At 52.9% G+C, this 12,901-nt stretch carries 7 protein-coding genes; 1 reads left to right on the top strand and 6 read right to left on the bottom strand.

Annotated features, from left to right (window positions below):
- The first annotated feature begins 8 nt into the window (after window positions 1-8).
- A complete protein-coding gene (locus tag OGY37_RS19510) occupies window positions 9-1,103 on the top strand; it encodes an aminotransferase class I/II-fold pyridoxal phosphate-dependent enzyme (RefSeq protein WP_286553889.1) in 1,095 nt (364 codons plus the stop codon).
- A 66-nt stretch (window positions 1,104-1,169) separates the two neighbouring features.
- Here OGY37_RS19510 and OGY37_RS19505 read toward each other — a convergent pair whose 3' ends face one another.
- From OGY37_RS19505 to nirB, 6 genes are all read right to left on the bottom strand, one after another.
- The gene (locus tag OGY37_RS19505) at window positions 1,170-1,340 is read right to left on the bottom strand and encodes a YhfL family protein (protein WP_042311973.1); all 171 of its coding nucleotides are present in this window, start codon (window positions 1,338-1,340) and stop codon (window positions 1,170-1,172) included.
- 197 nt (window positions 1,341-1,537) lie between these two features.
- Window positions 1,538-7,252, bottom strand: a complete 5,715-nt coding sequence (locus OGY37_RS19500) for a pectate lyase-fold domain-containing protein (RefSeq protein WP_286621616.1) — start codon at window positions 7,250-7,252, stop codon at window positions 1,538-1,540.
- A 370-nt stretch (window positions 7,253-7,622) separates the two neighbouring features.
- A complete protein-coding gene (gene cysG / locus OGY37_RS19495; RefSeq protein WP_148361401.1) occupies window positions 7,623-8,996 on the bottom strand; it encodes a siroheme synthase CysG in 1,374 nt (457 codons plus the stop codon).
- Window positions 8,997-9,007: 11 nt separating this feature from the next.
- A complete protein-coding gene (gene nirC / locus OGY37_RS19490) occupies window positions 9,008-9,817 on the bottom strand; it encodes a nitrite transporter NirC (RefSeq protein ID WP_008786308.1) in 810 nt (269 codons plus the stop codon).
- A 187-nt stretch (window positions 9,818-10,004) separates the two neighbouring features.
- The gene (nirD, locus tag OGY37_RS19485) at window positions 10,005-10,331 is read right to left on the bottom strand and encodes a nitrite reductase small subunit NirD (protein WP_003023590.1); all 327 of its coding nucleotides are present in this window, start codon (window positions 10,329-10,331) and stop codon (window positions 10,005-10,007) included.
- Window positions 10,328-12,871 carry an NADPH-nitrite reductase large subunit gene (nirB, locus tag OGY37_RS19480; RefSeq protein WP_286621614.1) on the bottom strand — a complete coding sequence of 848 codons (2,544 nt, stop codon included), beginning with the start codon at window positions 12,869-12,871 and terminating at the stop codon, window positions 10,328-10,330. Before nirB ends, nirD begins: the two co-directional genes overlap by 4 nt.
- Window positions 12,872-12,901: the final 30 nt, after the last annotated feature.

Raw genomic sequence — 12,901 nt, 5'->3', positions numbered from 1 at the left:
GCTAAAGCATGAAGACGTTTCCTCTGCAAAGTCTGACGCTCGCGCAGGCACAGCAAAAGCAGTTTGCGCTGGTGGATACGCTCTGCCGTCACTTTCCTGGCGCTGATTTTCTGGCGGGTGGTGATTTGGGGCTGGTCCCGGGGCTGAATCAGCCTCGGGTCACGCAGCGTGTGGAAAAGGTACTGGCTGAGGCGTTTCATGCTGAGGCCGCAGCGTTGGTTCAGGGGGCTGGCACCGGGGCTATTCGTGCCGGGCTGGCTGCGTTACTCAAACCCGGCCAGCGGCTGCTGGTTCATGACGCGCCAGTGTATCCTACGACACAGGTGCTCATTGAGCAGATGGGTATTATCCTCGTCAGGGCAGATTTCAACGATCTTAAGACCATAAAGCAGTTCATTGAAGAGCATCGCCCTGATGCTGCGCTGGTACAGCATACGCGTCAACAGCCGCAGGATCGTTACGTTTTAGCTGAGGTGCTGGCGGAGATTACGCAGTGTGGCGTACCGACGTTGACCGATGATAACTACGCGGTGATGAAAGTCGATCGTATCGGTTGTGAATGCGGGGCGACGCTGTCTACTTTTTCGTGCTTTAAACTCTTCGGCCCGGAAGGCGTCGGAGCGGTGGTCGGCAAGGCGGAGGCTATCGCTAAAATCCGCGCGACGTTTTATTCCGGCGGCAGCCAGATCCAGGGGGCGCAGGCGCTGGAAGTGCTTCGTGGCCTGGTTTTCGCGCCAGTGATGCATGCAGTACAGGCTGGCGTTTCCGAACGGCTGCTAACGATTCTCAATAGCGGCGTGCTACCCGAGGTGAAAAAGGCGGTTATCGCTAATGCCCAGTCGAAGGTGCTGATTGTGGAGTTTCATCAGCCGATTGCCGCCCGTGTGCTGAAAGCGGCGCAAGAGAGAGGTGCGCTGCCATACCCGGTGGGGGCTGAGTCGAAGTATGAGATCCCTCCGCTGTTCTATCGCCTTTCGGGGACGTTTCGCGAAGCGAACCCGTCGTTGGGCGATTATGCGATTCGTATCAATCCAAACCGCAGTGGAGAAGAGACGGTGCTGCGTATTTTGCGAGAAAGCGTGAGTGCGATGACGTTTGAATGAGCATCTAATCTATAAATGCAAAAACCGGGAAGCTCCCGGTTTTTTGTATCTGCGCAATCGCTTCTATTACTGATCTGCAGCCGGGCCACAGCCACCAATAATTTTAGAAATTGAAATTGCTGGATGCAGGAAATAATCGTAGCTGCAGTTATTTTTTTTGTTTTCGATATGACCAGTACACGCGGTCAGTGTAGCCAGAACCCCAGCAACAATAGTGATCTTTGCAAATTTAAACATGTCAAAATCCTTGTTAGATATCTATTTCTAAATGGATGAAATCCATTTTTCGACGGTTAAGATATCAACTAACATAAACTTTAAGTAGTCCAGAAAAGGACATGTCTGTTTATATATAAAACATACGATTAGTGAATTGGATTCAAATAAAAAAGCCTGGTATTAATAAATAATACCAGGCTGCTGGGTTTAATTAATTAGCGGAATGTTTTTCTGAAATTCAACATAAAGCCTTTATCGCTGATGTTGTCCTCTTTCCACTGGTAAGCGTCCAGATTCAGGCTGGCATCTTTGGTGCTGTACTTCACGCCGACCGTCGCCAGACCGTTGACGCCGCCGCCTTTTTGGTCGTCGTCTACGCTAAAGGACTGGCCTGCGGCACCTTGCAACGACGCGGTACGCTGGCTTTTCGCATAGCTCAGGTTCGGTCCACCTTCCAGTGTGGCGCTGGCACTCCAGCCATTTTCACCGGTGTAGTCGAACTTCATTCCGACAATGGAATCTACGGCGGTTTCGCTGCCAGCGTTCATCGACAGGTTGAAGTCCCCCGCGCTGCGCTCTTTGTAGCCGCCTTCCAGCGTGTGACGGAATTTCACCCCGGCGTACGGCGTGACTTTCAGCGTATCATTCATCAGCGTGAAGGTTTTCGCCCCTTCGCTGCGGAACTCAAGATACTGTTGGTGTACGTCGGAGTCCGCTACTTTGTTGGTATCGCCATAAGAGACAGAGCGGCTGCTGTCGAGGTTGTGGAGGTCATAACGCAGGCTGTTATTCCAGGCCAGACCTTCATTAAACGCCATGCTGTGCTTCAGACCAAAGAACTGGCTGTAGCCACCGGTCAGGCCGTTGTCGCCCGCCGTCTGCGAACCGTCACCGTCCAGACGCGCTATACCGTACTCCAGCGTCAGATTCTGGCTGGCGGTCAGATCCAACGTCTGGCGCAATGCGAGCATGTCGTACTGGGTATCGTTGCCCAGCTCGGCGCGTGGATCTCCTTTTGCCACCACGTTGAACGCCAGACCATCTTTAATTTGCGGCGCGGCATCGGCCAGCATCGTAAAGCGGTTGCTTAATACCCGTGCTTCCCGGAACACGGTTGTCGCCTGTCTGCCGCTGACCTGCTTCAGTGCGCTGTTGAGTTCGGCGGTCGTGCCGACGTTGAGGCTGGTGTACAGCTCGTTGTTGGTGTAGCCCGCATCCAGGGCGCTTGCCACATCGGATACGCTGCTGTCGGTTGCGACATCCGCGTAGGCGTTTTTGGTCATGGTGACGTCCACATTACCGTCGGCGTCCTGGCTGCCGTTAGCGTTCCACACGACAGAAGTGGACTGGATTGCGCTGGCATCTGACAAGTTGTTGCCTTCGACCACGTTGTCAAAGCTGACGGTAGTATCGGCGGTGCCTGCGGTAAAGCCAGTATTGATACCGACGCCATTCATGCTGGCGTTGCTCACTTTCAACTGGCCTGCGCTGCCGTCGGCGCTGGTGCCGACCACGTAGCCGGAAAGATCGTTCGTCCCTGACGATGTAGCGGTGCTGTCAGCGGTCACGGTTGTCGTGCCGTTGTTAACGGTGGGCTCTGTCGGGGCGGTAAAGTCAACATAATGCACTTCCGTGCCGTCGCCGTTTTCGCCGCTGCCTTCGATGGTTTTACCTTGCTGCTTGATAAAGCCGGAGTTTGTCACGCTGTCGTCGATATAGACCGTGCCGTTGTTGACAATATGACCGTTGCTGCCCAACTGGCTAAAGGCGTAGGAGTTGCTGGCATAGATATTAATCGCACCATTGTTTTCGATGACGGCATCGGATTTGGCGTTGGATTCCAACTGCATCGCTACCATGCCGGTATCACTGGTGCCTTCGGCACCCAGATTAATTACGCCGTTGTTTACCATTTTTGCGCTGCCGGAAGCTGACATGGCGACGGTGTTATTGCCGCTGGCGTTGATAACGCCATCATTAATTACCTTACCGCCATTTGCGCTGGCGGTTTTAACCTTACCGTTGAACGTTCCTGCGTTATAGAAGGTAAACGCACTGCTGGCGATATTTATCGTGCCATCAACTTCGCCCCAGTTGTTCAGCGTTCCTTTCCACATATCTTCCGGCACGCTGAGCACGCCACTGCTCAAATTATTGAAGGTGGCACCCTGGGCTATGGCTGCATCATTTACCGTACCGTTGTTGTTAAATACGGTGGCAGCGTTGAAATTGATTTTGTTAATCGTACCTTCATTGCTCACTACGCCCGTGGTGTTTTCCAGCGTCAGTGCGCCAATATACCCCTGGTTATCCAGCGTCCCTTTCCACATCTCGACTTTGTTAATAGAGGCTGTGTTACCGTTAATGACCGTTGAGCCGCCGCCTACAGTTAATGTGCCGGTAACTTCGCCACCGTTCGTGAATGTGCTCCCGCCTTCCGCATCAACAGAGCCTATTTTACCGCTGTTGGTAATCGTACCGCCCTGGGAGGAAACCGTACCGGAAATCTCTCCGTTATTAGTTAGCGTTCCCTTATCAAGACTGATATTGCTATTAAGCGTACCGCTGGTGTTATTCGAAAGATTGCCACTCTCAATAACAGAGATATTATCGGTGTTGACCGTGCCATCATTCCCCACTTTACCGGAAACATATATGTTATTGGGTGACGTCATGTTTTCACCCTCGGCGGTGATAAGACCGTCAGCATAGTTCAACGAGACATTTGTATCGGTTGGGTTATATTCCGCGCTGTCCTGGCAATCATCGCCGATACAGACCGTACCGTAGTTAATTACCATGCTGCTGCTATCGGCAAAAAATGGTTTGCCATAATCAGCATAAATATTGATAACCCCGGTCGTGTCGTTCACCACCGTACCACCGTTTAATGCCGCCATGCCAACCAGTTGGTTTTCATCGGTTTTTGTTACGCCTTCGTCTGCGGTCAGCGTAATGATGCCCTGGTTAATCGCCGTCCCGCCATTGAGCGCCATCATGCCGAAGCCTGCGTTGTTGACGGTTATCGTGCCAGTATTGGTTGCCGTGGCGTCGCCGTTTCCTTTATCCGTTGAGCCTGCGACCATGCCGGAACTGGTCAGATAAAGGGATGACGGGTGCCAGTACGTACTGCCGAGGGTATTGCCTTCTTCATCCAGCGTCGGGACAAAGCCGTCCAGGTCGATATCACCTGCATTCAGCGCCGTTCCTTTACTGGCTGAGACACCATATACGCCAGCCCCCTGCAGGTGAATGGTTGCGCCTTTATCGTTAATGACGTTGCCGTATGCGGAGGCCAGCATTGCATAGAAGGTGTGGGTGTACCAGACTATGGGATATGAGGAAGTACCGTCGTCGCCTGCTGGCGTCTGATCGGTTATGACGGTGATATCACCGCCGGATTTGTTATGAACAACACTCTCTTTACCACTGGCGGAAGCAATAGCGATATTATCATCGCCGCCGCTGCTGGTAGCATAGACCAGAATATTTCCGTTGTTGGTTATTTCAGCGCCATTATCCGCACGCATGACGGAATATACGCCGTTGCTGGTAATATCGCCTCGGTTATCAATAGATGTGCCTTCCCCATTAGCCATGAGCAGGGCATTGTCGGTGTAATAGTTCGAGTTTTTGTAACTGACATTAATATCAATAGCGGAATCTTCATCCAGAACCAGAGAACCGCCGTTGGCTACCTGCGCCAGTATGACACTACCACCTGCTATAGTGGTGGTATCCACAGTAGATTGACCGCTCAGCACAACTTCGCTGTTGCCATCAATCTCAATGCCCGTGATAGTTACAAAATCATAACCCGGGGTTCCGCTGTTGTGGGTGATGTCAATACCGCCAGTAATGTTAGCGCTGTTACCGTCGCCCGTTACGTTCAGGCCAACAGCGTCCAGATACTGCCCATTGCCCGTGGCCAGGTCGTTAACGTCAATGTTAAGTTCGCCGTCAAGAGCAATAGTATTATTGTTGCCGCTGATGCTGACGCCGGTCAGTGGCGTATTACTGGTAATTTTTGAATCCGGCGCATAGTCGGCACTCATGTTGACGTCGCCTACGATATTCACCGTATTGCTGTTGCCGCTAATGCTCACGCCGGTTGCGCCGCGAAATATATCATCGCTGTCCTGGGCGGAGATAACGTTGATATTGCCGTCCAGAGAAACCAGTGAACCCTCACCACTTACCTGTGCGCCCGTACCGTTGAGGCTGGTATTGATATCGCCGTTGCTGTTAAATGTATTTTGTTTACCGGCAATAACGAAACCAACAGAACCTTCGCCACTCACCGTTGTTTGACCGCTGTTAACGAGTTTGCCACCCTCTCCGTTGATGGTGAGTCCCGTCGCGCCATTGATAACCAGCAGGTCGCCATTCTGCGTCAGCCTCGCGTTATTGCCTGTAATGGTGGAGATGGTTGAACCTGCGCCATCAACGGTCATATTACCTGTATTGATTATTCGGGCGTTGTCGCCATCAATATAGGTACCCGTTGCACCGTCAGCAATAACCTGATCCCCTTCATTGATAACGAGCGCATTATCACCGTCGATATACAGGCCCGTTGAGCCTTCGCCGCTGACGGTGGAAGTACCTGTGTTATCGACAATGGCGCCATCACCGATGATTTTTGCTCCGGTGGCGCCGTCCAAAATGTTCAGGTTACCGTCGTTGGCGACTTGTGCATTATTACCGTTAATAATCGAGCCAGTGGAGTCTTTGCCGCTAATGTCGGAGATACCTGTATTGCTAATCGACATATTGTCGCCATCGAAAACGATGCCGGTGCCGCCACCGCTGACGGTAACGTCGCCGGAAAAGGTGGAGGAGGTGCTATTACCGGAAATCAGCGCGCCTGTTGCCCCATCTACTGTTGTATGGCCTGAAATCGTATTGGTCGTGTTATCGCCGGTAATCACCAGACCCACAGCGCCGCCAGTAACGGTGGAATCGCCAGTCAGCGTGTTGTGGGTCTTATCGCCGGAAATAATTGCAGCGGTATTGTTTGCGCCACTGATCTCCAACCCGCGATCGGTGATATTGGTCGTGCCATCGCCAGCAATGACTTGTGTGTTCTCATTGGCAAGGATTAAGTATCCCCGGCTGTCATACTTCCAGTACTGACCGTTTTCCTGCGTCCCTTCAATTACGGCGGCATTATCGCTGGTAACGTGCCAGCCGGTAATTTGCAGCGTTTTGCCATCCGGCGTGGTGAGTTGCCATTGATCGTTTTGCTGGCTGTAACTGACCGTAGCTTCGCCGAGGCTGGTACCGTTATCCAGTTTGATGTTGTCAAAATGGAGCGTATCTGCACCTTTATCGAGGGTGACGCCGTTGCTGAAGGTAATGACTGAGGTGTCGGGAGGAGTTACATCACCGCCGCCATCGTCGGGAGGAGTTACATCACCGCCGTCATCGTCGGGAGGAGTTACATCACCGCCGTCATCGTCAGGAGGAGTTACATCACCGCCGTCATCGTCGGGAGGAGTCACGTCACCACCGTCGTCGTCGGGAGGGGTCACATTACCTCCACCATCGTCGGGAGGGGTCACATTACCTCCACCATCGTCGGGAGGAGTCACATTACCTCCACCATCGTCTGGAGGGGTAACGTCGCCGCCATCGGGTATTGCTGGCGTACTGCTATGATGAGCATCGTGGTCATTGCTGTCTACGCCAATTGCTACTCCTGCGGCAAGCGCCGCAATACCGCCAATGGCCCATCCCCAGTGGTTATCTTGTGTTTTATAATCGGCAAGGCAACGTTTGGAAAGTTTGTCGCGTTCTATTTTAGATAATACGGATACATCAGTAGGGCAATCGTTGTCATCGTCGCTGCTATCTGCGGCTATCGCCGGGAGATAGTAAGTTTGCAACGCAAGAGCAATACCCACGGCAATGAGTTTTTTCCTTTGCATAATCGACATCCTTAAATAAATACGTGCAGAATATGCCATTGAAGGCATAAAGTTATTTTTAGGTATTTTTTGATTTTGCCACTGAATGACCATACTTCGTCAAATTATTCAATGATCATGTATTATTTAGGATGTGAATCCTATTGGTGAGTTACAGGGATATAAATGATTTTTTTACGCGATTTTTATAAATCAGAATATAAATGTATTTTAATGGTGAATAAAATGAATATTTCTTAATGCAGATTTAAGAATAAATAATGATAAACAGGCGAGAAAAATAAATGCCCTGAATTGGACTGCACCTTACTCAGTTGGGTGTCCAACTTTTGGGGTGCAGCCCAATATCAGGGCATTTTTCAGCGTTCAATTAATAGTTCGAGAACCAGTTCAGCTTATCGCGAAGGCCTACCACACGACCGACGATAATCAGCGCCGGACTTTCAACCTGTTGCGCCAGTTCGCCGAGCTGGGTCAGCACGCCATTGACGACGCGTTGCTTCACGGAAGTCCCGTTTTCTACCAATGCAACGGGCATATCAGGCTGCATGCCAAATTCGATCAGTTTTTCCTGAATGGTGGCCGCCTGATTCAGACCCATATAGAACACCAGCGTCTGTTTCTCTGCCGCCAGGTTTTCCCAGTCCAGCTCTCCACCGGTTTTCAGGTGTCCGGTAACCAGACGTACGCTCTGGGCGTAATCACGATGGGTCAGTGGAATGCCGGAATAGGCGGAACAACCGGAGGCTGCGGTAATACCGGGTACTACAGAGAATGGAATACCGGCATGGCACAGGGTTTCCAGCTCTTCGCCACCGCGGCCAAAGATGAACGGGTCGCCACCTTTCAGTCGAACCACGCGTTTACCCTGTTGCGCTTCACGCAGCAGGATCTGGTTGATCTCTTCCTGCGGTACGCAGTGATAGCCCGCACGTTTACCGACGAACACCCGGTCTGCATCGCGGCGTACAAGGTTCATGATGTCGTCGGAAACCAGACGGTCATAGACCACGACATCCGCTTGCTGGATCTGCTGTAGCCCTTTCAGCGTCAGCAGGCCGGCATCGCCAGGACCAGCGCCAACCAGTACCACTTCACCACGGTGATCCAGTGGTTCGCTGAGCATGTGCTCGGTGGTTTCCTCGACGGCTTTCAGGTCATTGTTCGCCAGCGACTGCGCCAGGCGGTCATTCACGAACAATTTTTCCCAGAAGCGGCGACGCTCACCCATGCTGGCAAACTGCTGCTTCACGCGGGAGCGCAACTTGCCGGCATACTGCGCGACCTGGCCCAAATGCTGAGGCAGTACGGATTCAAGCCTTTCACGCAGCAGACGGGCAAGCACCGGCGATGTTCCGCCGGAGGAGACCGCCACCATCAGCGGCGAGCGGTCGATAATGGACGGCATGATAAAACTGGCTGCTTTTGGCGCATCGACCACGTTGCAGAAGATACGACGTGATTCTGCGGCGGTGCTGACGCTTTGGTTGACGGCATCGTCATCTGTGGCGGCAATAGCCAGCCAGCAGGTGTCGAGCAGGGACTCATCGAACGGTCCCTCCACCAGCGTCAGCATGCCTTCATCTGCCCATACGGTGAACTGTGGAATAAACGCCAGCGCATTAACTGTTAAACGAGCGCCCGCTTCCAGCAGTAACCGCGCTTTGCGTTCTGCGACATCACCACCGCCGACGATCAAGCAGTCGCGGTCACGTAGTTGACAAAATATAGGCAAATGATCCACGACATTACCCCTTAATTATTGGCAGCAGCCTCTGGCTGATTGATTTTTGCCGGAGCCGGACGCTCCGATTTTGGCGTAGCATACCAATAACCTAATCCCATGAATACGACACCGGACAAAGTATTACCGAGTGTCACCCACAGCAGGTTATGACCAATTCCTGACAGGGTATAGGCTTCGCTGTGATGGCCGAACCAGGAGAGGGCAAACAGCGTCATGTTGGCAACGGAGTGCTCGTAGCCGGAAGCGATAAACGCCAGCAGACACCACCAGATAGCGAGGAATTTTGCCGCGCCTTCGGTACGGATTGCCATCCAGATTGCCAGACAAACCAACCAGTTACACAGTGCCCCTTTAAAGAACAGCACCATCGCAGGCGCGGTGGTTTTCGCCAGAGCAACCGAATGGACGATGCTGGTATCGACCGGCAGCAGGCTACCGCCGCCCCAGCTGTAAAGCAGGGCGACAAATACGGAACCGACCAGGTTACCCAGCCAGGTTTTTGGCAGGATTGCCCACATCTGGCCGTGACTGATGGTGCCCGCTTTGACACCGAGCGTCAGGAACATGGTGTGTCCGGTGAACAGTTCAGAACCGGCGATAATGACCAGCGTTAAGGCGATACCAAAGGTTGCACCCATCACCAGAGGACGAACGGACGGGTCAAGCAGATTACCGAGGGTGAAAATAAGAATGATGCCGAGACCAACATAGGCTCCCGCCATTGCCGAACTAATCCAGAATCCGAGCGGGTTATTAGCCGACAGGCGTGCGATGCGCGCAGCGTTAGCCGCACACTTATTAATAGTGTCTGTGAACATGTGTTGATTATCCTTGAAGTACAAACAATAAAAAGAAATCGTAACCGTAGGCCGGATAAGGCATTTATGCCGCCATCCGGCAATGTGCTTGTGCAATTGCCTGATGGCGCTACGCTTATCAGGCCTACTAATAAAAGACCTACAAATACGTCAAAAAAGGGGAGGCGTTGCGCCTCCCAAAAATTTATTAACCGCGCAGTTGCACCGTGCCGTCTTTCACTCGCGCTTCGTAATGTTTCACGGAGAACTGTTCGTCTTCCATGCACAAACCGTCGCTTAAGCGAAAACGCTGTTTTTTCAGCGGGCTGGCAACCCACAATTCGCCCTGATGTTCAGCAATCAGCCCGCGAGAAAGCACGCTGGACTCAAAGAACGGGTCGATGTTGCTGATCGCAAACACCTGGTCGCTGTGATACGGGCGGAAAATCGCAACCTGCTCGTTACCTAACAGGGCGCAGACGCCTGTTGCAGGCAGAATGTCATCGATTTTGCAGATGTTTTTCCACTGGCTCATGCGTTTTCCTCCACCAGAGTCACCGGGATACGCTCATAAGGCGTGGCCGGACGATGTTGTTCACGTTCAGGCACAACCTGGACATTCGGATCGCGTTTTTCGCTGTTGATAAAGTGTTTGAAGCGAACCTGCGCAGATGGGGTGTTAACGGTTTCTGTCCATTCGCAGACCACCGCTTCACGCAGACGGGTCATCTCTTCTTCCAGGTGCTGGTTCAGACCCAGCTTGTCGTCGATGATGACAGATTTCAGATACTCGATACCGCCTTCCAGATTGTCTAACCACGGTGCGGTACGGGTCAGTTTGTCGGCGGTACGGATGTAGAACATCATGAAACGGTCAAGGTACTTGAGCAGAGTTTCGCGATCGATATCCGCGGCCAGCAGGTCCGCATGACGAGGTTTCATCCCGCCGTTACCGCAAACGTACAGGTTCCAGCCTTTCTCAGTGGCGATGATACCCACGTCTTTGCCCTGAGCTTCCGCACATTCACGGGTACAGCCGGAGACGCCGAATTTCATTTTGTGCGGGGTACGGATGCCTTTGTAGCGATTTTCCAGCTCCACGCCGAAGCCAACGCTATCGCCGACGCCGTAACGGCACCAGGTGCTGCCTACGCAGGTTTTCGCCATACGCAGCGCTTTGGCATACGCGTGACCGGTTTCAAAACCGGCTTCAATCAGCTGACGCCAGATTTCCGGCAGGTCATCTTTCTGCGCGCCGAACAGACCGATACGCTGAGAACCGGTAATTTTGGTGTACAGGTTAAACTCACGCGCGATACGGCCCACAGCCACCAGGCCTTCAGGGGTAATTTCGCCACCCGCAGAGCGCGGGATCACGGAGTAAGTACCGTCTTTCTGGATGTTCGCCAGGAAGTTGTCGTTGGTGTCCTGCAACGGCGTGTGCTGTGGTTTGAGGATGTACTCATTCCAGCAGGAAGCCAGCAGGGAACCGACGGTCGGTTTACACACTTCGCAGCCGTAGCCTTTCCCGTGTTTTGCCAGCAGCTCTTCGAAGGTTTTGATGCCTTCTACGCGGATGAGATGGAACAGTTCCTGACGTGAGTACGGGAAGTGTTCGCACAGATTGTTGTTAACTTCGATACCCTGTTTCGCCAGTTCGGCGTTCAGGACCTGCGTTACCAGTGGGATACACCCACCGCAACCGGTACCCGCTTTGGTTTCCGCTTTCAGCGCCGCAACGGTATGACAGCCTTTGTTGATAGCGGCAATCAGCATGCCTTTGGTGACATCGAAGCAGGAGCAAATCTGCGCGCTATCCGGCAGTTTATCGACACCGATAGACGGCTTACCGCTGCCCGCGTGTGCTGGCAGAATCAGTGAATCCGGGTTTTCCGACAGCTCGATGGCGTTCAGCACCAGTTGCAGCAGATTGCCGTAATCGCTGGTATCGCCCACCAGAACCGCGCCGAGCAGGGTTTTGTTATCTTCGCTAACGATGAGGCGTTTGTAGACTTCTTTGCTTTCGTCGAGATAGACATAGCTACGTGCGCCCGGCGTGCGCGCATGCGCGTCGCCAATACCGCCGACGTCAACGCCGAGCAGCTTCAGCTTGGCGCTCAGGTCCGCGCCTTCAAAGGCGTTTTCGGTCTCGAGAATATGGTCAACGGCAACCTGCGCCATTTTGTAGCCCGGAGCGACCAGACCATACACGCGGTTGTTCCAGCTGGCGCATTCGCCGATAGCATAGATGTCCGGGTCAGAGGTCTGGCAGGTGTCGTTAATGACGATACCGCCGCGAGGGGCGACGTCCAGGCCGCACTGGGTGGCCAGTTTGTCGCGTGGACGAATACCGGTAGAGAAGACGATGAAATCGACTTCCAGTTCGCTACCGTCGGCAAAACGCATGGTTTTGCGCGCTTCGGTGCCTTCCTGAACGATCTCTTTGGTGTTTTTGCTGGTGTGCACACGCACGCCCATGCTTTCAATTTTGCGACGTAACTGCTCGCCACCCATATGATCCAGCTGTTCAGCCATCAGCATTGGGGCGAATTCAATCACGTGGGTTTCAACGCCGAGGCTTTTCAGCGCACCGGCGGCTTCCAGGCCCAGCAGACCACCGCCGACCACGGCACCGCGTTTGCTGCGGCGTGCGCAAGACTCAATGGCGTTGAGGTCTTCGATGGTGCGGTAAACGAAGCAGTCCTGGGTTTCCGAACCTTTAATCGGTGGGATCCACGGGTAAGAGCCCGTCGCCATGATCAGCTTATCGTAGTAAACCGTACGACCTGCGCTGGAGTGGATCACCTTCTCCTGGCGGTTAATGGTAATTGCGCGCTCGCCCACTAACACCTTAACGCCGTGCTTCTCGTAGAATCCTTCACGCACCAGAGAAAGCTCTTCAGCGGTGTGGTGGGAGAAGTAGGAAGACAGGTGTACGCGGTCGTACGCTTTGCGGGGTTCTTCACAGAAGACGGTAATATCAAAATTGGCAGCGTCGGATTTATCAAGAAGATCCTCAATAAAGCGATGGCCGACCATACCATTACCGATAATAGCGAGTCTGACTTTGCTCATTTTTGCCTCGATTTCTTTTCTATTACTGCC

Source organism: Citrobacter sp. Cpo030, from assembly GCF_030333005.1.
GTDB lineage: Bacteria > Pseudomonadota > Gammaproteobacteria > Enterobacterales > Enterobacteriaceae > Citrobacter > Citrobacter portucalensis.
This window is presented reverse-complemented; position numbering and strand designations above follow the sequence as displayed.

Excerpts from the sequence above, each read along its gene's own strand:
- OGY37_RS19510 (WP_286553889.1), top strand. The coding sequence starts at position 9 with ATGAAGACGTTTCCTCTGCAAAGTCTGACGCTCGCGCAGGCACAGCAA.
- OGY37_RS19505 (WP_042311973.1), bottom strand. The coding sequence starts at position 1,340 with ATGTTTAAATTTGCAAAGATCACTATTGTTGCTGGGGTTCTGGCTACA.
- OGY37_RS19500 (WP_286621616.1), bottom strand. The coding sequence starts at position 7,252 with ATGCAAAGGAAAAAACTCATTGCCGTGGGTATTGCTCTTGCGTTGCAA.
- nirC (WP_008786308.1), bottom strand. The coding sequence starts at position 9,817 with ATGTTCACAGACACTATTAATAAGTGTGCGGCTAACGCTGCGCGCATC.
- nirD (WP_003023590.1), bottom strand. The coding sequence starts at position 10,331 with ATGAGCCAGTGGAAAAACATCTGCAAAATCGATGACATTCTGCCTGCA.
- nirB (WP_286621614.1), bottom strand. The coding sequence starts at position 12,871 with ATGAGCAAAGTCAGACTCGCTATTATCGGTAATGGTATGGTCGGCCAT.